This window comes from Kitasatospora sp. NPDC056184 (assembly GCF_042268405.1).
Taxonomy (GTDB): Bacteria; Actinomycetota; Actinomycetes; order Streptomycetales; family Streptomycetaceae; genus Kitasatospora.
In genome coordinates, this window is record NZ_JBHJUI010000012.1 from 42683 (window position 1) to 62624 (window position 19942).

Consider the following 19942-nt stretch of genomic DNA (forward strand, 5'->3'; position numbering starts at 1 on the left):
GCGGGGTGTCCGTCCGGCCGTCACCGGTCGGCCGCCCGGCCCGCCGCGGGGCCGGCCGGGCGGACGCCCCGTCACCGCCGTTCGGAGCGCAGGTCGAGCCCGCGCAGCACCTGGTCGACGAGCTCCGGGTCGGCGCCGGGTTCGGCGCGGGCGACCACCATCTCGCGCCGGGAGGCGGCGATCATCTCCTGTTCGACGCTCTGCGCCGCGCGCCACTGGGCGAGCCGCTGCTTCGCCTCGGCGGCCTCCTCCTCGGCGTAGTTCTCGGGGCAGAGGCGGGCCAGCCGGTCGTGCTGACGGTCCCGCAGGCGGTCGGCGACCTCGGCGGGCAGCCGGTCGGCCTCCTCCAGCTCGCCGAGCCGCCGCAGGCCGGCCTTGGCGGCCCGCCACCAGAGCCGGCGGACCTCCTGCTCGTGCCGGTCGTGGTCGAGGTCGAGCTCGAACCGCTTGGCCAGCCAGGGCAGCGTGAGTCCCTGGACCAGCAGGGTGAAGAGCACCACGCTGAACGCGATGAAGACCAGCCGGCCGCGCTCCGGGAAGGCCGCGCCGGAGTCGAGGGTGAGCGGGATGGCGAGGGCCAGGGCGACGGTGGCGACCCCGCGCATCCCGGACCACCAGAGCAGCACGCTCTCCTGCCAGCTGATCGGGGTGTCCTCCTCGGAGCCGGAGCGCAGCTTCTGGGAGAGCCAGCCGGCCGGGAGCAGCCAGAGCAGCCGGACCACCACGACCACGGCGATCACCACGGCGGCGTCGCCGAGCATGCCGGTCCAGCCGGAGCCGGCCTCCTTGAGGACGGTGGCCAGTTCGAGGCCGATGAGGCCGAAGGCGACGCCGGTGATCAGGATCTCGACGATCTCCCAGAAGGCGTTGCCGACCAGCCGGTAGGCGACGGCGTCCGCGTCGGCGGCCCGTTCGGCGAGGTAGAGCCCGCAGACGACGACGGCGAGCACGCCGGAGCCGTGGATCTCCTCGGCCAGGCTGTAGGCGGCGAAGGGCACCAGCAGGTTGAGCGCGACCTGCTGGGTGGGGTCCTCCAGCAGGGAGGCGAGCTTGGTGTTGGCCCAGCCGAGGGCGACGCCGATGACGACCGCGAGGACCGCCGAGAGGACGAAGCGCAGGACGGCGTGGCCGCCGGAGAAGTCGCCGCCGACCACCGCGTCGATGGCCAGCGAGTAGACGACGATCGCGGTGACGTCGTTGAACAGGCCCTCGCTCTCCAGGATGGCGACCAGTCGGCGGGGCAGGCCCACGCTGCCGGCCACCGCGACGGCGGCGACCGGGTCGGGCGGGGAGACCAGGGCGCCGAGCGCGATGGCGGCGGCGATCGGCAGTCCGGGCAGCAGCCAGTGCACGGTGCCGGCCACGGCGGCGGTGGTGACCACCACCAGGGCGACGGCGAGCAGCAGGATGGAGCGGATGTTGGCCTTGAAGTAGCGGACCGAGGAGCGCCGGGCGACGGCGAAGATCAGCGGTGGCAGGACCAGCGGCAGGATCAGCTCGGGTTCGATGGAGATGTCGGGGATCTGCGGGATCAGCGCCATGGCGATGCCCAGCAGGGTCATCAGCACCGGTTGGGGCACGCCGGTCCGGCGGGCCAGCGGCATGGTCACCACGGAGGCGAGCAGCACCAGGAAGAGCAGGGGCAGCTGGCCCACGGGGAGGTCCTCTCGGTGGCGTACGGGTGTGCGGGTCCGGACATGGCCCGGGCCGCCGTCGAGGATAAATCTGACAATGATCTCAACTGGGACGACACGCCGGGGAGGGGTTGACCTCAAGTGCGCTTCACCCCGCAGGATCGGGGGACCCGAGGCTCGACAGGACCCGACAGGAGTGCCCGCGATGAAGGCAGTGACCGTCCCCCGGTTCGGCGGCCCCGAGGTGCTGCGGGTGACCGCGGTGCCCGACCCCGACCCCGGCCCCGGCCAGGTGCGGGTCCGGGTCTACGCCGCCGGGGTGCAGCCGGTGGACCTCGCGATCCGGGAGGGCCTGGCCCCGGTCGGCGTCGAGCTCACCCCCGGACTGATCCCCGGCAACGAGTTCGCCGGGGTGGTCGACCGGCTCGGGGAGGGCGTGGACGGCTGGGCGGTCGGGGACGAGGTGCTGGGCTTCCGGCTGCTGGGCTGCGCCGCCGAGCTGGTCGCGGCCGACGCCGCCCAGCTGGTGCGCAAGCCGGCCGGGATGCCCTGGGAGCACGCGGGCGCGCTGTCCGCCTCCGGGCAGACCGCGCACCTCGCGCTCACCGAGCTGAAGGTCGGCGCGGGCGACACCGTCCTCGTGCACGGCGCCGCCGGCGGGGTCGGCACGGTCTCCGTCCAGCTGGCCCGGGCCTGGGGCGCCACGGTGATCGGCACCGCGAGCGAGCGCAACCACGGCTACCTGCGGGAGCTGGGCGCGATCCCGGTCGCGTACGGCGAGGGACTGGTCGAGCGGGTCCGGACGGCGGCTCCGCAGGGCGTGGACGCGGCCTTCGACGCGGCCGGGCGCGGGGCGCTGGAGGCCTCCGTCGAGCTGGTCGCCGACCGGACGCGGATCGGCACCGTGGTCGACTACCCGGTGGCCCGGCGCCTGGGCGCCCTGGGGATCCGGGGGCAGCGGACGGCGGCCCGGCTGGCCGAGCTGGTCGGCCTCTGGGAGGCGGGCGGGCTGCGGCTGGAGATCGCCGACACCTTCCCGCTGGGGCGGACGGCCGACGCCCACCGGCTGGTCGGCACCGGCCACGTCCGGGGGAAGGTCGTGCTCACCCCCTGACCGGCCGCGGGGGCGGGGCCCGGGCCGATTGTGTGTTTCGGCCGCTGACCAGGTAATGTCTTCCGGGTCAGCAGGCGCCGCTAGCTCAGTTGGTTAGAGCAGCTGACTCTTAATCAGCGGGTCCGGGGTTCGAGTCCCTGGCGGCGCACAGACAGCCGGAAGACCCCTCGTGAGAACGAGGGGCCTTCCGGCGTTTCCGCCCCCGCCTCAGTGCGGGATCGCGGCGATCAGCTCGGAGGCGCCCTGCCGCTTGAGGGCGAGGGCGGTCGCGGTGCCGAGGTCCTCCGGGTCCAGCGAACCGGCCCACTCGTGGGCGTCCAGGACCTGCTTGCCGTCCGGGGTGAAGACCCGGCCGCGCAGCGACAGGCGGCCGTCCTCCTCGGCCCGGGCGTAGCCGGCGATCGGCGAGTTGCAGTGGCCCTGGAGCACGTGCAGGAACATCCGCTCGGCGCTCGCCTCGCGCCAGGTCCGGTGGTCGCCGAGGCCGGCGACCGCGTCGATGGTGGCGGTGTCCTCGGTGCGGCACTGCAGGGCGAGGATCCCGGCGCCGATCGGCGGGCACATCACGTCGAGCGGCAGCACCTCGCTGATCCGCTCCGTCTCGCCGATCCGTTCGAGACCGGAGAGCGCGAGCAGCAGCGCGTCCGCCTCCCCCGCCGCGAGCTTGGCCAGCCGACTGTTGGCGTTGCCGCGCATCGGCACGCACTCCAGGTGCGGGTGGGAGGCGGCGAGCTGGGCGCGGCGGCGGACCGAGGAGGTGCCGATCCGGGTGCCGGGCGGCAGCTCGTCCAGGGCCAGGCCGCCGGGGTGGACGAGCGCGTCGCGGATGTCGTCGCGGCGCAGGTGGGCGGCGAACACGGTGCCGGCCGGCAGCGGGCGGTCGGCCGGCACGTCCTTCAGGCAGTGGACGGCGAGGTCCGCCTCGCCGGCGAGCAGCGCGGCGTCCACCTCCTTGGTGAAGGCGCCCTTGCCCCCGAGCCGGGCGAGGTCGCCCATCCAGCGGTCGCCCGAGGTGGTCACCGGCACCACCTCGGTGCGCACCCCCGGGTGCAGGGCGGCGAGTTCCGCCCTGACCCGCTCGACCTGGGCGAGCGCCATCGGCGAGGAACGGGAGACGATGCGGATCAACTCTGCGGTGGTCATTGCTGGATGATAGGTCGTCACACCGCCGCGGCCGGTCCCGGGTCACCCGGGCGGCGGCGCGGCGCGGGCCCGGGGATCCGGGCGATCAGGTGCTCGGCCAGCACCAGGTTGATCAGCCAGCAGGTCCAGGCGGCGGTCGCGTAGGCCTGTTCGAACGGGACGCCCGCGAGGTCCATCACCGGCAGCCAGATCCGCAGCGTGGCGGCGGCCAGGATCAGGGCGAAGGAGCGGACGGCCCAGGCCCGGTGCCGGGCGAGGTCGCGGCGCAGCGCGGCCCGCCAGGCCAGGGCCGAGGAGAGCAGCAGCAGGACGGCCAGCGCGGTGAAGCCGATCGGCGCGACGGGGCCGACCAGGCCGGACGGCGCCAGCAGCAGGCCGCCGGTGCCGGCGGCCAGCACGGCGAGCAGGTAGAGCCGGCCGGTCAGCCGGTGCAGGCCCGGGCGGCGGGCGCGCAGCCGGGGCAGGAACTGCCAGGGGCCGAGCAGGATCGCCAGCACCCCGCCGCCGACGTGCAGGGTGAGCGGGAGGCGGTGGGCCAGGTAGACGGCGCGCTGCTGGTCGAGGTAGGTCTCCGGGTCGAGGGTCAGGTAGCGGGCGGTGAGCAGCGCGGTGGCGAAGGCCAGCACGGTGACCGTCCACCAGCCCGCCCGGCCGGCCCGCCCGGACCGCGGCGCGGCACGGTCGGCGGACGGGGCGGGCGGGGCGGGCACGGTCGTCGGGCCGGGGGCACCGGTCGGGGCTCGGGGTTCGGGAGCGTTCATGGTCCGGACGCTACGGACCGCGGCGGCCCGCCCGCGTCCGCCCGGCGGGGTCCCTCGGCCTGCCCCGAACGGGGGTCCGGAATACCCCACCAGGGCGATGCGCGGGCCGGACGGCCGCCGCTACCGTACGGCCCGTGCGCCCGCACCACCGCGCGGCGGCCACTGCCCCGACACCGGAGCCGCCATGAGTTCCCCGCCGTACGTCCGGGCGATCCCGGCCGCCCCGCCGTCCCGGCGGCCGATCGCCGCGCTCCGGGCGGTGCCGGCCGAGCGCTGGGACGCGGCACTGGCCGGGACGTTCCTGCTGCTCATGGCCGTCGAACGGATCGGCGCGGCGGACCGGCTGCACGGCGGCCTGCCGCTCGCCCTCGCGCTGAGCGCGGCAGTGGCCGGCCCGCTGGCGGTGCGCCGCACCAGGCCGCTGGCCGGGTACCTGGTCGGGGCGGCCGCGCTCTCGGCGGAGGCGCTGTTCGTTCTGCCGAGCCCGGTGTCGCCGTACGCCGACCTCATCGGCCTCTACTCGCTCGGCCTCTACGCGCCCCGGCGGCTCGCCTGGTGCGGCCCGTTCGCGGCGCTGCTCGGGATGGCCGCGTACTTCGCCGACCTCGGCCGGGCCTACCCGGTCATCCCGGCCGGGGTGCTGTTCCTCTGGCTGCTCGGCTGGGCGGTCGGCTACGGGGCGGCCCGGCGGAGCGAGCAGCGCGAGGCCGCCCGGCTGCTGCTGCGCCGGGAGGTGGTCGCCGAGGAGCGGGCCCGGCTGGCCCGGGAGCTGCACGACTCCGTGGGCCACACCCTGAACGTGGTGCTGGTCCAGGCCGGGGCCGCCCGCCGGCTGCTCGACCGGGAGCCGGAGCGCACCCGGGAGCTGCTCTCCGGGATGGAGCACACCGGGCGGGAGGCGCTCGACGACCTCGACCGGGTGCTCGGCCTGCTGCGGCGCGGCGCGGGCGACGGGGACGAGGAGGAGGGGGCGGCGCCGCAGCCCGGGATCGCCGACCTGGAGCGGCTGGCCGAGCGGCTCGGCGGGGCCGGGCTGCGGGTGCGGGTGCGGATCGACCCGGCCGCCCGCCGGGTGCCGCGCAGCCTGGACGTGTCGGCGTTCCGGATCGTCCAGGAGGCGCTCACCAACACGGTCAAGCACGCGGGCGCCCGGTCGGTCGGGGTCACCGTGCGGTGCGCCGCCGGCCGGCTCGCGGTCGAGGTGAGCGACGACGGGCGGGGTGTGCCCGCCGGGTATGCGCCGGGCCGCGGGCTGCTGGGCGTGGCCGAGCGGGTCTCGGTCCTCGGCGGCCGGGTGGAGCACGGGCCGGGCGAGCCGGGCGGGTTCCGGCTGCGCGCCGAGCTGCCCGTCCCGTGACGGCCGCGCGGGGGCCGGCGGGCGGCCGGGTGCGGGTCGTGGTGGCCGACGACGACGCGCTCCTGCGCGCCGGGGTCTCCCTGGTGCTGGAGACCGACGACCGGATCGAGGTGGTCGGCCAGGCGGCGGACGGGCTGGCGGCGGTCGCCCGGTGCCGGGAGCTGCTGCCGGACGTGGTGCTGATGGACGTCCGGATGCCCGGGGTCGACGGGGTGGAGGCGACCCGGCGGATCACCGCCGCCGGGCTGCCCACCCGGGTGCTGGTGCTGACCACCTTCCACCACGACGACTACGTGTGGGGGGCGCTGCGGGCCGGGGCGGCCGGGTTCCTGCTGAAGCGGGCCTCGGCCGAGCGGCTCGTCGACGCGGTGCACACGCTGGCCGCGGGCGAGTCCGTGCTGGACCCGGCGGTCACCCGGGACCTGGTCGCCCAGGTGGTCGGCCGGGGCGGCGTGCGGCCCCCGCCGCACCCGGAGGACACCCGGCTCGCCCAGCTGACGGCGCGCGAGCGGGAGGTGCTGCGGCTGGCGGCCGAGGGGCGCTCCAACCGGGAGATCGCGGCGCTGCTGGTGCTCGCCGAGTCGACGGTGAAGACCCATATGAAGCGGATCCTGGCGAAGATCGACGCCCGCGACCGGGCGCAGGCGGTGGCCATCTCCTACCGCGCCGGGCTGATGCCGCCCCCGGACCCGCTCGGCGGGGCCTGAGGAGGCCGACCCGCTCGGCGGGGCCTGAGGAGGCCGGTCACCGGGCGCCGCCGGGGCGGCGGGCGGGGAAGCCGTGGGTGCGGGCGGCGAGGACGACGGCGAGCACGGGCAGCAGCAGGAGCAGCACGGCCCACGGGAAGGAGCCGGTGCCGAGCCGGTCGAGCAGCAGGCCGCCGGCCACGCCCCCGCCGGCCATCGCCGCGTTCCACAGGGTGACCAGCATCGCCTGCGCCGCGTCCGCCTGCTCGCCGCCCGCGTTCCCGGCGGCGGTCTGCAGCAGGGTCGGGACGCCGCCCCAGCCGAGCCCCCAGAGCACGGCGGCGGCGTACACGGCGGCGGTGCTGCCGGTCGCCAGGCCGAGCACGGCGGCCGCGGCGGCGACCAGCAGGGTCGAGGCGACGGTGAGCGCGCGCAGCCGGCGGTGGATCTGCGCGCCGGTGTACCAGATGCCCGCCAGCGAGGCGACGCCGAAGGCGAGCAGCACCGCGCCGGTGGCGCCGCCCAGGCCACGCCGGTCGAGGAAGGGCGCGATGTAGGTGTAGAGGACGGTGTGGGCGAGGACGAAGACGAAGGTGACGGCGAGCACGGGGGTGACGCCGGGGACGGCGAGGGCGCGCAGCACCGGGGTCCGCTCGCCGCGGGCCCGGCCGGGCACCTCGGGGACGGACGCGGCGATCCAGCCGGTCACGCCGAGGGCGATCGCGGTCATCAGCAGGAAGGCCACCCACCAGCCGAGCACCTTGCCGAGGAAGGTCCCGGCGGGCACGCCCAGCGACAGGGCGAGCGGCGCTCCGGTCATCGCGATGGCGATGGCCCGGCCCTGGAGCTCGGGCGGCGCGAGCCGGCGGGCGTACCCGGCGAGCAGGGCCCAGGCGAGGCCGGCCGCGACCCCGGCGACGAACCGGGCGGCCATGGTGAGCGGGTAGTCGGTGGACAGCGCGGTGACGGTGTTGGCGGCGGCGAAGCCGAGCATCGCGGTGAGCAGCAGGCGCCGCCGGCCCCAGCCGGCGGTGGCCGCGGTGAGCGGGACGGCGGTGAGGGCGGTGCCGAGGGCGTAGACGGTGACGGACTGGCCCATGGCGGACTCGCCCACGCCGAGGTCGGCGCTCATGGCGGGCAGGACGCCGGCGGGCAGGGTCTCGGTGAGGGCGGTGACGAAGACGGCGGTGGCGAGGGCGAGGAGGGCGGGCAGGGGCAGGCCCGTCCGCCGGCCGGGGCCGTCGGGATCGGTGGGATCGGTGGCGGCGGCGGTGGGGCGGTCGGTGGTCCGGGAAGTGGTCCGCATGGCGGTTATGCTCGAAGCCTCACATTGGTGTGAGGGTCAACGCGGCCGGCTGTGAGGTGGGGCACATGCGGATCGGTGAGCTGTCCGAGCGGACCGGGGCGTCCCGGCGGCTGCTGCGCTACTACGAGGAGCAGGGGCTGATCGTGGCCGGACGCTGCGCGAACGGCTACCGCGCGTACGACGGCACGACGGTGGACCGGGTGCTGCAGATCCGGGGGCTGCTCGACGCGGGGCTGCCGACCCGGATCATCAAACAGATCCTGCCCTGCCTCAGCAAGCCCCGGGCGATCCACTTCGAGGACGCCACCCCGGAGATGATCGCCACCCTGGAGCAGGAGTTGGCGGGGATGAGCACCCGGATCGCCTGCCTGACCCGCAACCGGGACGCGATCGCCGAGTACCTGGCGGCGGTCCGGGTGGACCGCTGAGCGAGGGGTCCGCGCCCCGTCGCCCAGCGGTCCGAGGGTCCGTCAGCGGCGGAAGTAGGAGTCGAAGTTCTTCGAGAACTCCCGGCCGCCGAACTGGTCCCAGTTGATCGACCAGGTCATCAGGCCGCGCAGGCCGGGCTGGGCGCCCGCCTTCGGGACGTAGCCGCCGCAGTTGGCCAGCTTGGTGAGGCAGTCCAGGGCCTTGTTGACCTCGGCCGGGGCGACGTAGCCGTTGCCGGCGTTGGTGGTGGCCGGCATGCCGATGGCGACCTTGGAGGCGGGCAGCGCCGGGAACACGTTGTTGGTGTTGCCCGCCACCGGGAAGCCCTTGAGCAGCATGTCGGTCATCGCGACGTGGAAGTCGGCGCCGCCCATCGAGTGGTACTGGTTGTCCAGGCCCATGATGGAGCCCGAGTTGTAGTCCTGGACGTGCAGCAGGGTCAGGTCGTCGCGCAGGGCGTGGATGACCGGCAGGTAGGCGCCGGCCCGCGGGTCCTGGCCGCCCCAGGGGCCGGAACCGTAGTACTGGTAGCCGAGCTGGACGAAGAAGGTCTCCGGCGCCATGGTCAGCACGAAGTTCGGGCCGTACTTGGCCTTGAGCGTCTTGATCGCGGAGATCAGGTTGACGATGACCGGGCTGGTCGGGTTCTTGAAGTCGGTGTCGCCGGTCTGCAGCGACAGCGAGTGGCCCTCGAAGTCGATGTCCAGGCCGTCCAGGCCCCACTTGTCGATGATCGCCGAGACGGAGCTGACGAAGGCGTCCCGGGCGGCGGTGGTGGTGAGCTGGACCTGGCCGTTCTGGCCGCCGATCGAGATCAGCACCTTCTTGCCCTTGGCGCGCTTGGCGGCGATCGCGGCCTTGAAGTCGGCGTCGGACTCGACGGTCGGGCACTCGGTGGCCGGGCAGCGGTTGAACCGGATGTCGCCGGAGGTGACCGAGGTCGGCTCGCCGAAGGAGAGGTTGATGAAGTCCCAGGAGTCGGGGACGTCGGCCACCCGGGTGTAGCCGGCGCCGTTGGCGAAGCTGGCGTGCAGGTAGCCGACCAGGGCCTTGGAGCCGGGCGGCGGCGTGGTGGGCGTGCCGGTGGGCGTCTCGGTCGGGGTCACGGTGGGCGTCACGGTCGGGGTGACCGTGGGCGTCACGGTCGGGGTGACCGTGGGCGTCACGGTGGGGGTGACCGTGGGGGTGGGCGTGATGGTCGGGCTGGGCGCGCCGGGGCCGTCCAGCGAGACGTCGTCCGCGTAGTAGGTGCCCTGGCCGTACCAGCCGTGGGTGAAGACGGTGGCGCTGGTCTGGGTGGCGCCGGTGGTGAAGGTGGTGCTCAGCTTCTGGTAGGCGCCGCCGGTGCCGGGCGTCCAGGTCGAGGTGCCGCCGTCCACGCCGAGGTAGACGTAGGAGCCCTTGAGGTGGGCGCTGAGCGTGTAGGTGGTGTTGGGCGCGACCGTGACGGTCTGCGCGCAGCGGGCGGTGTCGCTCGCCGAGGCGGCCGCGGCCAGGGCGTAGCTGCCGCCGTGGGCCTGGCCGGTGACGACGCTGCCGGTGCCGGCGGTGCAGCTCCACGGGCCGAGGGAGCCGCTCTCGAAGCCGCCGTTGACCAGGAACTCGCCGGCCGAGGCGCTGGGCGCGAGGCCCAGGGTGAGGCCGACCATGGTGGCCGCGGCGACGGCCGAGGCGGTGCCGGCGGCCAGCGCGGTGCGCGAGCGGCGGCGGGGGGCCGCGGGGGCCGGGGAGACAGGGGTTCTGCGCATGTGGGGGACTCCTTGCGGAGGGCGCGGTCGTGGGGGTGTCCGGGCATGCCTGGGCGCGCACCGGTGGTGGGGGAACGGCGCGGCCGGGCAGCTTAGTTGGACTAGACCACTGAAGTGGATTCGGCCGTACGGTGTCAATGGTCCAGACCGGTTCCGGCCGCGGGGGCGGCGGCCGGGAGGCCCTTCCGGTTGCCGCGCGTGACACCCCGTCGAAGCATGGAGGGGTGACGTCGCCCGGCTACCTCCGCTACCCCCACCTGCGCGGGGGCCTGCTGGCGTTCACCGCCGAGGACGACGTCTGGATCGCCCCGCTGGACACCGGCGCCGCCGCCACCGGCCGGGCCTGGCGGGTCAGCTGCGACCGCACCCGGGTCAGCCACCCCCGACTGTCCCCCGACGGCCGCACCCTCGCCTGGACCGCCTGGCAGAGCCTCGCCCCCGAGGTCTGGACCGCCCCCGTCGACGGCGGCGGGGCCGTCCGGCTCAGCCACTGGGGCAGCCAGGACACCCGGCTGCGCGGCTGGCTGCCGGACGGCGAGCTGCTCGCCGTCACCTCGTACCACGAGCCCTTCGGCCACTACACCTGGGCGCACGCCCTGCCCCCCGACGGCCGCCCCGCCCGCCGGATGCCCTGGGGGCCGGTCGGCGACGCCCAGGTCGGCCCGGCCCACACCGTGCTGCTCACCGGCGCCGCCCCGCACGAGCCCGCCGCCTGGAAACGCTACCGGGGCGGCGCCACCGGCCGGCTCTGGGTGGACGGCGAGCAGATCCTCGCCGGCCTGCCCGGCCACCTCGCCTCACCGATGCCGGTCGCCGCCGCCGACGGCGACCGGATCGCCTTCCTCTCCGACCACGAGGGCGTCGGCAACCTCTACTCCTGCCGCCCCGACGGCACCGACCTGCGCCGGCACACCGACCACGCCTCCTACTACGCCCGCGAGGCCGCCACCGACGGCGTCCGGATCGTCTACCAGCACGCCGGCGACCTCTGGCTGCTCGACGGCCTGGACGCGCCCGCCCCGCACCGGCTGCACGTACCGCTCGGCGGCGCCCGGGCCGGCCGGCGCCCGTACCAGGTGAGCGCCGCCTCGCACGTCAAGGACCTCGCCTGCGACGCCACCGGGCGGGCCGGGGTGATCACCGTGCGCGGCAGCCAGTACTGGCTCACCCACCGCGACGGCCCGGCCCGGGCGCTCGCCGACACCCCCGGTGTGCGCACCCGGCTGCCCGTCGTGCTCGGCCGCACCGGTGAGGCCGCCTGGATCACCGACGCGCAGGGCGAGGACGCGATCGAGATCGTGCCGCTGCCCGGGCACGAGCACGCCCCCGGACAGCACGGCCACCGGCTGCTCGCCGCCGGCCGGATCGGCCGCGTCCTGGAACTCACCGCCGCCCCCGACGGCGCCCGCCTCGCGGCCACCACCTCCGACGGCCGACTGCTGCTGGTCACCGCCGCCGACGGCACCGTGCGCGAACTCGCCGCCTCCGGCCACGGACCGGTCACCAGTGCCCGCTTCTCCCCCGACGCGCACTGGATCGCCTGGTCCCAGCCGGCCGCCGGCCGCTCGCTGCGCCGCATCCGGCTCACCCGCGCCGACGCCCCCGCGCCGGTCGTCGACGTCACCGACGGCCGCTTCGAGGACGAGCAGCCCGTCTTCACCCGGGACGGCCGCTACCTGGCCTTCCTCTCCTGGCGCGGCTTCGACCCCGTGCACGACGTGCACACCGGCGACCTCTCCTTCCCGCTCGGCTGCCGCCCCTACCTCGTCCCGCTCGCCGCCGGCACGCCCTCCCCGTTCGCCGCCCCCGACGAGGACGGCGCCCCGCACGGCGACGGCGGCGGCGACGGCACCGTCGAGGTGGACGCCGAGGGCATCGGCGAGCGGCTGATCCCGTTCCCGGTGCTCGCCGGCAAGTACTCCGCCACCGACTCCGTGCGCGGCGGGCTGCTCTGGCTGCGCTGGCCGATCTCCGGCGTGCTCGGGCAGACCTTCACCAACCCCGACGACACCTCCGGCCGCCCCGCCCTGGAGTACTTCGACCTGGCCCGCGGCTCCCGCTCCACGCTCGCCGACCGGCTCGACGGCTACGCGGTCTCCGGCGACGGCGGCTCGGTGGCCGTCTACTCGGCCGGCACCCTGCGGATCGTCCCGGTCGGCGCGCCGTCCGCCGGCACCGGCGTCGACCTGCGGCGGATCACCCACACCGTGCACCCGGCCGCCGAGTGGCGCCAGGCCTACGCGGAGGCCGCCCGGATCGTGCGCGACCAGTTCTGGGACGCGGGCATGAGCGGGCTGGACTGGCCCGCCCTGGTCGCCCAGTACGAGCCGCTGCTGGAACGGATCGCCGGCCCCGACGACTTCGCCGACCTGCTGCGCGAACTGCTCGGCGAACTCGGCACCTCGCACGCCTACGTCACCCCCTCGCGGCGCGGCGAGGGGCCCGCGCTCGCCCAGCTGCCGCTCGGCCTGCTCGGCGCCAACGCCCACCGCTCCCCCGACGGGCGCTGGCTGTTCGACCGGGTCCTGCCCGGCGAGTCCTCCGACCCGCGCGCCCGCGCCCCGCTCGCCACCCACGGCGTGCGCGACGGCGACGAACTGCTCGCCGTCGCCGGGCGGCCCGTCGACCCGGTGCGCGGACCGCTGCCGCTGCTCGCCGGCACCGGCGGGACGAGCGTCGAACTCACCCTGCGCCGGGGCGGCCCGGACGGCCCGCTGCGCCGGATCACCGTCACCCCGCTCACCGACGAGCGGGCCATCCGCTACCAGGACTGGGTGGCCAAACGGCGCGCCCTGGTCCGGGAGTTCAGCGACAGCCGGTGCGGCTACCTGCACATCCCGGACCTCGGCGGCTCCGGCTGGGCGCAGTTCAACCGCGACGTGCGGCGCGAGCTGGACAAGCCCGCGCTCGTCCTGGACGTGCGCGGCAACGCCGGCGGCAACGTCTCCGAGCTGGTCCTGGAGAAGCTCACCCGCCGCGTCCTGGCCTGGGACTTCAGCCGCGGCCGGGAACCCGTGCGGTGGCCGCGCGACGCACCGCGCGGGCCGGTGGTGGCACTCGCCGACGAGGCCACCAGCTCGGACGGCGACGTCGTCATCGCCGCCATCCGGCTGCTCGGGCTCGGCCCGGTGGTCGGCAACCGGACCTGGGGCGGGGTGGTCGGCATGACCGGGCGCCACCAGCTCGGCGACGGGACGCAGATCTCGGTGCCGAAGAACGCCTCGTGGTTCACCGGCGGGCTCGGCTGGTCGGTGGAGAACCGGGGCGTCGAGCCGGACGTGCACGTCGTCCGCGCGCCCCGGGACTGGGCCGCGGGGCGGTACCCGGAGCTGGTCACGGCGGTGCGGCTGGCACTGGAGCTGCTGGACGACCTGCCGGCCGCCGTCCCGCCGCCGCCGGACACACCGCGCCCGGACCTGCGGCGGCCCCCGCTGCCGCCCCGGGAGCGGTGAGCGCGGGGGCGGCAGCGGGGGCCGCCGATCGGCCCGGGCGCGCGGTCGGCCCCGGGGCCCGTGGTCGGCCCCGGGCTCGTGGTCAGCCCCAGGGGTCGCCCTCGGACGTCATGTCCTGGCGGGCGCGCTCCTCGGCCTCCCGCTCGCCGACCGCGGAGGCCTCCTGCGCCTCGCGGGCCTTCTCGGCCTCGGCGCTGAAGGCGTCGGCGGCCTCGTCGTGGGCCAGGGCCGCGCGCTGCGCGGCGTCGGTCATCGCGGTGGTGTCCCGCTCGGCGCCCCCGTCGAGCGAGGACCTGGTCTCCTCGGCGGTGTGCTGCGTCCTGTGGCGGAACCTGTCGAAGATGCCCATGACTCCTCCTCCGGGCGAATTCCGGACTGCCCCCACTCTCACACCGCCGCGCCGGGCCCGCACCCGCTGCCCCGGCAGGGGCTCCGGCGCACGCTTTTGAGTCGTTGGTCCCTGGTCGCGGGCGCCGAAAGGCCGTAGCCGCCCCGGTGGGGCGGGAGGAGGGTGGAAGCCGTCAGCCGGTCCCGATCCCACCCCTGGAGCCTGCCGTGACCGTCGCCGCCCACCCCCGCGTCCCCCGTCCGAGTGAGGAACTGCACGGCGGACCGCGCCGGCTGGTCGGGCCACTGGCCGCACTCGACGGACGGCTGCCCGGCGTCCACGACCTGCTGCTGATGCAGTGCCCCAGCTCGCTGCGCCCGCTCGGCGGCGGCGAGCTGCCGGACTGGGCGCGGCAGGTGCTGCGCGCGCACCCCTGGGTGACCGTCGGACGGGCGCCGGCCGTGGCGGGCGCGCCCGTGGACACCCCGCACCCCGTGCGCTGCACCCGGGACGTGTCGGCCGCGCCGGAGACCTGGGTGCCGGTGACGGTGCGCGGGCCGCAGCGCGGACAGCGGCTGGACGCGCTGGCGCCCCGGGCGGCGGTGGCCCGCGCGCTGCGCCCCGAACAGCTGCCGGGACGGCTCTCCCTGCTGTCGCCCGAGCGGGTCGCGGCGATCCCCGCGCTGGCGGTGCTCCCGCTCGCCGGGCAGCTGATCGCCGACCACCGGCTCGCCTGGGGGCCGATCGGCGCGATCGGCTACGAGCTCGCCACCGGCGAACCGGTGGCCGGCCCGCTGAGCCCGCTGCGGCTGGTGCTGCGCGCGCCCCAGCCGGTGAGCCGGCGCGACGCCCTGCACCTGCGGCGGGCGCTCAGCCGGCTGCGGGTGCCGGTGCAGGCCGAGCTGGAGACCCGGCACGGCGCGGTGCTGCTGGCCGAGTACGCGGCGTCGCCGCTGACGCTGACCCTGCTCACGCCGTACGGGCCCCGGGAGGTCCACGATCCGTGGTTCCCCCGGGGCCGGTGAGCCCGGGCGGCGGCCGCCGGGTCAGCCGCTGACGCTGGCGGCGCCGGTCTCCAGGTGGCCGGTGAACCGCTGCGACCAGGTGCTGTCGGCGTCCACGGTGACGGTGAGGTCGTACCAGCCGTTGGTGTAGGCGACGACGTTGAAGAAGTCGCTCACGCTGCCGCCGGCCGGCACCTGGTAGGTCCAGGGGCCGTCGGTGCGGTAGTTGGTGGACGTGATGGTGAAGGTCAGCGCGGTGCCGCCGGTGTTGGCGAGCTTGAACCAGACGGCCGGCTTGCCGGTGCCCGGCTCCACGGCGTAGGAGCAGGTGACGGCCGCGTTCCGGCCGGCCTTGGTGGCGTCGCCCCTGAAGCGGCGCAGGAAGCGGTTGGGGCCGACCACGCTCAGGTCGTACTGGCCGCCGCCGTAGCCGGTGCCGCAGTTGAAGAAGTCGCTCTGGCTGCCGCCCGGGTCGACGGTGTACTGCCAGGGGCCGCCGCCGCGGTAGGCGTTGGCGTACGCGGCGAAGTGGGCGGACTTCGTCGCCGGCGCGCCCTGGTTGGCCATCGCCAGCCAGACCTTGATCGCGCCGGCCGAGCCGTACTCCAGGCGGTCCAGGTTGGCGTTCGGCTGGACCGGCACCGCGCGGGCCGGGCGGGTGCCGGGCTCCTGGGTGGGCAGCTTGTTGTCGACCGGCGCCGGGTTGGGCAGCGGGCCGCAGGTCGACATGCCGACCACCGCGCCGGCCGTGTCGGGCAGCCCGGGCAGGCCGTAGACCGGGTTGGCGAAGTCGAACAGGCCGGTGAGGTCTCCGCAGACGCGTCGGCGCCAGTCGCTGATGTTGACGCAGGTGGCGGGCTTGCCGATGGCGGCGGTCCACTTCTCCAGGAAGCGCAGCACCGAGGTGTGGTCGAACACCTCCGAGGAGACCCAGCCGCCTCGGGTCCACGGGGAGACGGCGATCAGCGGGACCCGGAAGCCGAGGCCGATGTTGGTGCCGCCGTAGAACTCGCCCGGGGTGCCGGCCGGGGCGGCGGGCGGCGGGACGTGGTCGAAGAAGCCGTCGTTCTCGTCGTAGTTGAGGAACAGGACGCTGGAGTTGAAGACGTCCGCGTCCGCGTTGAGCGCGTCGATCACCCGGTGGACGAAGTGCGCGCCGTCGGCCGGGGTGGCGTAGGGGTGCTCGGAGACCTCCTGGTTGGGGACGATCCAGGAGACCTGCGGCAGGGTGCCGGCCAGCACGTCGGCCTTGATCGCGGCGACGATGTCGTCCGGGGTCCTCCCGGTGACCTTGGGGACGGAGCCCATGCCCTTGACGGCCAGCGGGCTGCCGGCGGGCGCGCCCGTGAACTGGACGAAATAGCCGAGAGCGTTGTCGCCGTAGTTGTCGGCGGCGTTCTGGTAGACCTTCCAGCTGACGCCGGCGTTCTCCAGCGCCTCGGCGTAGGTCTGCCAGCGCAGGCCCTTCTCGTCGCCGCCGTCGTAGGCCGGGCCGCCGGCGGCTCCGGTCGGGTCGATCTGGCCGGACCAGTGGTAGGTGCGGTTGGGGCCGGTGGCGCTCAGCACCGAGCAGAAGTAGGCGTCGGCGATGGTCCAGTTCTCGGCGAGCGCGTAGTGGAACGGGATGTCCTGGCGGGTGAGGAAGCCGAGCGGGCGGACATTGCCCTTGGCCGCCACCCAGGCGTCCATCCTGCCGCTGTTCCAGGCCTTGTGCTGATCCCCCCAACCGTGGGCGAGATCGCCGTTGCACTGCGCCAGGCGCTCCGGGTCGGCGCCGCCGGCCGGCTTGGTGAGGCTGAACTGCCACGGGTACTGGCGGGCCAGCAGGCCGTTGGGCTGGTTGAACACGGAGTAGCCGCCGGCGATCTGGATGGCGGAGCGGTCGGCGAAGCCGCGCACACCGCGCAGCATGCCGAAGTAGTGGTCGAAGCTGCGGTTCTCCTGCATGAGGATCACGATGTGCCGCGCGTCGGCGAGGGTGCCGGTCTGCGACAGCGCCGCCGACGGCGCGGCGGCCGGCGCGGCGGCGGGGGCCGCCCCGGCGCCGGTGGTACCGGCTCCGGCCACGGCGACACCCGCGGCGGCGGCACCGGACAGGGTTACGAACTTCCTACGACTCAACTCGGCCATCAGCCCAGCCCGTCCCTTCACTGGCGATGTTGTGCACACAAGTCGGGGCCCACTCGATCGCGCAGCATCCTCCACCCGCACCGAACCGCCCCACCAGGGGCGGGCGGCAGGGTTGGCGGACTGTTCTCCCGGCCGTCACCGAACGACCGGGAGCTGAACGCCCGGACGACCGCCTCCGCACTCCGCCGGACACACAGGACATCGAGGCCGACCGCGGCGAACCGGGCGGCGCCCCGGAGATCCCCCTGCCGGCCTCGGCGCGCCCGATGCTCCGGGCGGCTCCCGGTCCGGCCCCGGTCAGTCCTTCACCGTGATGCCCAGCGCCTGGGCGAACTGGGGCGCCAGTTCCATGAGCTGGAGGGAGCTGATCAGGGCGCCGCGCAGGCCCTGGTGGCCGTCGGGCAGGCCGAGGGCGACGGCGCCCCGCAGGTCGACCTTGCTCAGGGTGGCGCCGCGCAGCCGGACCTCCTCCAGGGTGGAGCCGGGGAAGGCGACGTCGGTGAGCTTCGCGTCGCCGAAGTCGACGTCGCGCAGCAGGCAGTCCTCGAAGACGACGTCGCGCAGCACGGCGGCGCGCAGGTTGACCGCCTCCAGCTTGCAGCCGCGGAACACCACCCGGCGCAGCGCCGAGCCGTGCGCGGCGATGCCGGCCAGGACGCCGCCGGTGACCGCGCTGTCCTGCCACTCGCTGTCGGCGAGGTCGCAGGCCACCCAGCGGCCGGCCTGCACCCAGACCTCGTTGAACCGGGCCTGGCGGAGCTTGACGCCGCTCAGGGCGACGCCGGTGAGGGCGGACTCCAGGAAGGCCGCGCCGGCCCCCGTCTGGTCGGTGTACTCGCCGCCGTCGAAGTGGACGGTGTCGTAGCGCCCGTCGCTGCGCAGCGGTCCGCTGTGCCGGGTCAGGTGGTCCGCGTAGGGCAGGTCTTCCAGGCGGTCGGGGACGTGCTGGGGCATGGCGGGGGCACCTCGCGGTCGACGGCGGACGGGTCCTGGTCCGCATGCTCGCACGGGGTACCGACAACCGGGCCGGGCGGGCGCGGCGGTGGCACGGTGGGGCGCCCACCGCCGGCCCTGCTCGTGTGCGCCGCGAGGGGCGGGAACGCACGCGGGGCGGCCCGGTCGCCGGGGTTCCGGCGACCGGGCCGTCACTGCGGTGCGGGAGGATCAGCCGGCCAGGCCGTTCCGCCAGAGGGTGTTGACCCGGCTGCGCTCGGTGCTGTTCGGGTTCGGGTTGGTGCAGGAGGTGCCGGGGCCGCCGCCGGACATCAGCTCGCTGCACGGGCCCGAGTAGTGGTCCGGCAGGCCGAGCACGTGCCCGGTCTCGTGCGCGACGACCCGCAGCGAGCTGTACTGCCGGTTCTGCGCGTAGTCGAGGAAGACGTAGCCGCGGCCGTGGCCGTCGGTGCTGGCGTAGGAGCCGCGCGAGTCGTTGCCCTCGTAGTAGCGGAAGTCGGCGGCCGAGCCCGAGCGGAGCTGCACGTTGGCGACCGAGCTGTTCCAGATCTGCGCGCTCTGGGCTATCTGGTTGCGGAACGTGGGCGCGCTGCTGGCGTCGTAGGTCACCGTGACGGCCAGGAGGTACGGGTTGGCGGCCTGCTTCGCCCGCGCCGACGCCATGACCGCCTCGAAGAACGCCTTGTTGTTGGCGTCCTCGGTCGCCGAGCCCGCGTAGGCGGAGCCGGACGCCGTGTAGCCCTGGGTCGGCGCGGCGGCGGCGGTGGTCGGCAGGGCGGCCAGGCCGGCGGCGAGGGCCAGACCGACGGCGGCGGAGAACATGCGTGAGACACGGTTCATGTGGGGGCTCCCGTTTCACGGAATGAGGGGTGGAGGCGGTGCGCTCGCGCGCACGGGGAACGACGGTGGTGCGGGTGGAACCGCGTCCGCCCGGTCGGAGGGGTCGCCCGGGCGGCGCGCGTCAGGGGCCGCCCGCCGGAGCGGCGGGCGGCGGGGTACCGGGTCAGCCGGCCAGGCCGTACCGCCAGAGGGAGTTGACCCGGCTGCGCTCGGCGCTGTTCGGGTACGGGTTGGTGCACGACGGGCCGGGGCCGCCGCCCGACATCAGCTCGCTGCACGGGCCCGAGTAGTGGTCGGGCAGGCCCAGCACGTGGCCCGTCTCGTGCGCGGTCACGCGCAGCGAGGAGTACTGCTGGTTCTGGGTGTAGTCGAGGAAGATGTAGCCGTTGCCGTGGCCGTCGGTGCTGGCGTAGGAGCCGTTGGACGGGTCGTCGCCCTCGTAGTAGGCGAAGTCGGCGTTGGAGCCCTGCTGGAGCCGGACGTTGCCGACCGAGCTGTTCCAGATCTGCGCGCTCTGGGCGATGACCGGGGCGAAGGACGGCGCGTTGCTCGCGTCGTAGGTCACGGTGACGGCCAGCAGGTACGGGTTGGCGGCCTGCTTCGCCCGCGCGGACTTCATGACGGCCTCGAAGAACGCCCGGTCGTCCGCCTTGCCCGCGCCCTTCGCGGCGGTGCCCGGGGTGTAGTGCCCGACGGTGCCGGCGTCGGGGGCGCTCACCGGGGCGGCGGTGGCGGCGGTCGGCAGGGCGGCCGTTCCCGCGGCCAGGACCAGTCCGAGCGCGACGGAGAGCGTGCGCGAGACACGGTTCATGTGGGGGCTCCGATTCGCGAGTGCGCCGCGCCCGGTGGGGGCCGGGCCGCGGGGCATCGGATGAATGCTTGCTGCCCCCAGAGCTTCGGCCAGGCCGGCGGCCCGGCGGATGATGTCAACCGGCGATAGCCCGGGGCAATCACCGCGCCACCCGGCGGCCGGTCCGGCGGCCGGTCCCGGGATCCGCCCGACCGTCGGGCCGGTGGATCCCGGCGGTCGGAGCGCCGTCGGCGCACCGTCCGACC

The 19942-nt window shown here is 75.5% G+C and carries 16 protein-coding genes and 1 tRNA gene; 7 read left to right on the forward strand and 10 right to left on the reverse strand.

Annotated elements, in window-relative coordinates; translation table 11 throughout:
• Nucleotides 1–71 precede the first annotated feature (71 nt).
• Nucleotides 72–1655, reverse strand: a complete 1584-nt coding sequence (locus tag ACFC0B_RS23660) for a Na+/H+ antiporter (RefSeq protein ID WP_376089101.1) — start codon at nt 1653–1655, stop codon at nt 72–74.
• A 184-nt stretch (nt 1656–1839) separates the two neighbouring features.
• On the opposite strand from ACFC0B_RS23660, the gene ACFC0B_RS23665 reads away from it, so the two are divergent.
• The gene (locus ACFC0B_RS23665; protein WP_376089104.1) at nt 1840–2748 is read left to right on the forward strand and encodes an NADP-dependent oxidoreductase; all 909 of its coding nucleotides are present in this window, start codon (nt 1840–1842) and stop codon (nt 2746–2748) included.
• Between the two features lie 74 nt (nt 2749–2822).
• Nucleotides 2823–2896: transfer RNA gene (locus tag ACFC0B_RS23670), tRNA-Lys, on the forward strand.
• 59 nt (nt 2897–2955) lie between these two features.
• Here ACFC0B_RS23670 and hemC read toward each other — a convergent pair.
• Nucleotides 2956–3891, reverse strand: a complete 936-nt coding sequence (gene hemC, locus ACFC0B_RS23675; RefSeq protein ID WP_376089107.1) for a hydroxymethylbilane synthase — start codon at nt 3889–3891, stop codon at nt 2956–2958.
• Nucleotides 3892–3908: 17 nt separating this feature from the next.
• Nucleotides 3909–4652, reverse strand: coding sequence for a DUF2306 domain-containing protein (locus tag ACFC0B_RS23680; RefSeq protein ID WP_376089110.1), 744 nt, complete (start codon nt 4650–4652; stop codon nt 3909–3911).
• A 184-nt stretch (nt 4653–4836) separates the two neighbouring features.
• Here ACFC0B_RS23680 and ACFC0B_RS23685 point away from each other — a divergent pair, with 184 nt between their 5' ends.
• Together ACFC0B_RS23685 and ACFC0B_RS23690 are read left to right on the forward strand one after the other, a co-directional pair.
• The gene (locus ACFC0B_RS23685) at nt 4837–6009 is read left to right on the forward strand and encodes a sensor histidine kinase (protein ID WP_376089112.1); all 1173 of its coding nucleotides are present in this window, start codon (nt 4837–4839) and stop codon (nt 6007–6009) included.
• Complete coding sequence (locus ACFC0B_RS23690; RefSeq protein ID WP_376089115.1) at nt 6006–6716, forward strand: response regulator; 711 nt, start codon at nt 6006–6008, stop codon at nt 6714–6716. The genes ACFC0B_RS23685 and ACFC0B_RS23690 overlap by 4 nt, the downstream gene beginning before the upstream one ends.
• Nucleotides 6717–6753: 37 nt before the next feature.
• On the opposite strand, the gene ACFC0B_RS23695 is transcribed toward ACFC0B_RS23690, so the two are convergent.
• Nucleotides 6754–8001 (reverse strand): MFS transporter, encoded by a 1248-nt coding sequence (locus ACFC0B_RS23695; RefSeq protein WP_376089118.1) that lies wholly within the window; start codon nt 7999–8001, stop codon nt 6754–6756.
• A 65-nt stretch (nt 8002–8066) separates the two neighbouring features.
• Between ACFC0B_RS23695 and ACFC0B_RS23700 the strand changes: the two genes are divergently transcribed.
• Entirely contained in the window at nt 8067–8429 is a 363-nt protein-coding gene (locus ACFC0B_RS23700) for a MerR family transcriptional regulator (protein ID WP_376089121.1), read from the forward strand.
• A gap of 42 nt (nt 8430–8471) precedes the next feature.
• On the opposite strand, the gene ACFC0B_RS23705 is transcribed toward ACFC0B_RS23700, so the two are convergent.
• The gene (locus ACFC0B_RS23705; protein WP_376089124.1) at nt 8472–10178 is read right to left on the reverse strand and encodes a chitinase; all 1707 of its coding nucleotides are present in this window, start codon (nt 10176–10178) and stop codon (nt 8472–8474) included.
• A gap of 137 nt (nt 10179–10315) precedes the next feature.
• On the opposite strand from ACFC0B_RS23705, the gene ACFC0B_RS23710 reads away from it, so the two are divergent.
• Nucleotides 10316–13630 carry a S41 family peptidase gene (locus ACFC0B_RS23710; RefSeq protein WP_376089126.1) on the forward strand — a complete coding sequence of 1105 codons (3315 nt, stop codon included), beginning with the start codon at nt 10316–10318 and terminating at the stop codon, nt 13628–13630.
• An 82-nt stretch (nt 13631–13712) separates the two neighbouring features.
• Here the strand turns inward: ACFC0B_RS23710 and ACFC0B_RS23715 are convergent, their stop codons facing one another.
• Nucleotides 13713–13979 carry a hypothetical protein gene (locus ACFC0B_RS23715; RefSeq protein WP_376089129.1) on the reverse strand — a complete coding sequence of 89 codons (267 nt, stop codon included), beginning with the start codon at nt 13977–13979 and terminating at the stop codon, nt 13713–13715.
• A gap of 206 nt (nt 13980–14185) precedes the next feature.
• On the opposite strand from ACFC0B_RS23715, the gene ACFC0B_RS23720 reads away from it, so the two are divergent.
• Complete coding sequence (locus tag ACFC0B_RS23720) at nt 14186–14983, forward strand: phosphoribosyl-dephospho-CoA transferase MdcG domain-containing protein (RefSeq protein ID WP_376089132.1); 798 nt, start codon at nt 14186–14188, stop codon at nt 14981–14983.
• 21 nt (nt 14984–15004) lie between these two features.
• Here the strand turns inward: ACFC0B_RS23720 and ACFC0B_RS23725 are convergent, their stop codons facing one another.
• The 4 genes from ACFC0B_RS23725 to snpA (ACFC0B_RS23740) form a co-directional block, all read right to left on the reverse strand.
• Nucleotides 15005–17092 (reverse strand): phosphocholine-specific phospholipase C, encoded by a 2088-nt coding sequence (locus tag ACFC0B_RS23725; protein WP_376089708.1) that lies wholly within the window; start codon nt 17090–17092, stop codon nt 15005–15007.
• 297 nt (nt 17093–17389) lie between these two features.
• Nucleotides 17390–18046, reverse strand: a complete 657-nt coding sequence (locus ACFC0B_RS23730) for a pentapeptide repeat-containing protein (protein WP_376089135.1) — start codon at nt 18044–18046, stop codon at nt 17390–17392.
• 210 nt (nt 18047–18256) lie between these two features.
• Nucleotides 18257–18886 carry a snapalysin gene (gene snpA, locus ACFC0B_RS23735; protein WP_376089138.1) on the reverse strand — a complete coding sequence of 210 codons (630 nt, stop codon included), beginning with the start codon at nt 18884–18886 and terminating at the stop codon, nt 18257–18259.
• A 163-nt stretch (nt 18887–19049) separates the two neighbouring features.
• On the reverse strand, nt 19050–19697 hold the full coding sequence (gene snpA, locus ACFC0B_RS23740; RefSeq protein WP_376089141.1) for a snapalysin: 648 nt from the start codon (nt 19695–19697) through the stop codon (nt 19050–19052).
• Nucleotides 19698–19942: the final 245 nt, after the last annotated feature.

What these genes read in the sequence shown, in the direction of transcription:
- ACFC0B_RS23665 (WP_376089104.1), top strand. Translation starts at nt 1,840, where the DNA reads ATGAAGGCAGTGACCGTCCCCCGGTTCGGCGGCCCCGAGGTGCTGCGG.
- hemC (WP_376089107.1), bottom strand. Translation starts at nt 3,891, where the DNA reads ATGACCACCGCAGAGTTGATCCGCATCGTCTCCCGTTCCTCGCCGATG.
- ACFC0B_RS23685 (WP_376089112.1), top strand. Translation starts at nt 4,837, where the DNA reads ATGAGTTCCCCGCCGTACGTCCGGGCGATCCCGGCCGCCCCGCCGTCC.
- ACFC0B_RS23695 (WP_376089118.1), bottom strand. Translation starts at nt 8,001, where the DNA reads ATGCGGACCACTTCCCGGACCACCGACCGCCCCACCGCCGCCGCCACC.
- ACFC0B_RS23680 (WP_376089110.1), bottom strand. Translation starts at nt 4,652, where the DNA reads ATGAACGCTCCCGAACCCCGAGCCCCGACCGGTGCCCCCGGCCCGACG.
- snpA (WP_376089138.1), bottom strand. Translation starts at nt 18,886, where the DNA reads ATGAACCGTGTCTCACGCATGTTCTCCGCCGCCGTCGGTCTGGCCCTC.
- ACFC0B_RS23710 (WP_376089126.1), top strand. Translation starts at nt 10,316, where the DNA reads ATGGTCCAGACCGGTTCCGGCCGCGGGGGCGGCGGCCGGGAGGCCCTT.
- ACFC0B_RS23705 (WP_376089124.1), bottom strand. Translation starts at nt 10,178, where the DNA reads ATGCGCAGAACCCCTGTCTCCCCGGCCCCCGCGGCCCCCCGCCGCCGC.
- ACFC0B_RS23700 (WP_376089121.1), top strand. Translation starts at nt 8,067, where the DNA reads ATGCGGATCGGTGAGCTGTCCGAGCGGACCGGGGCGTCCCGGCGGCTG.
- ACFC0B_RS23715 (WP_376089129.1), bottom strand. Translation starts at nt 13,979, where the DNA reads ATGGGCATCTTCGACAGGTTCCGCCACAGGACGCAGCACACCGCCGAG.
- ACFC0B_RS23730 (WP_376089135.1), bottom strand. Translation starts at nt 18,046, where the DNA reads ATGCCCCAGCACGTCCCCGACCGCCTGGAAGACCTGCCCTACGCGGAC.
- snpA (WP_376089141.1), bottom strand. Translation starts at nt 19,697, where the DNA reads ATGAACCGTGTCTCGCGCACGCTCTCCGTCGCGCTCGGACTGGTCCTG.
- ACFC0B_RS23725 (WP_376089708.1), bottom strand. Translation starts at nt 17,092, where the DNA reads ATGGCCGAGTTGAGTCGTAGGAAGTTCGTAACCCTGTCCGGTGCCGCC.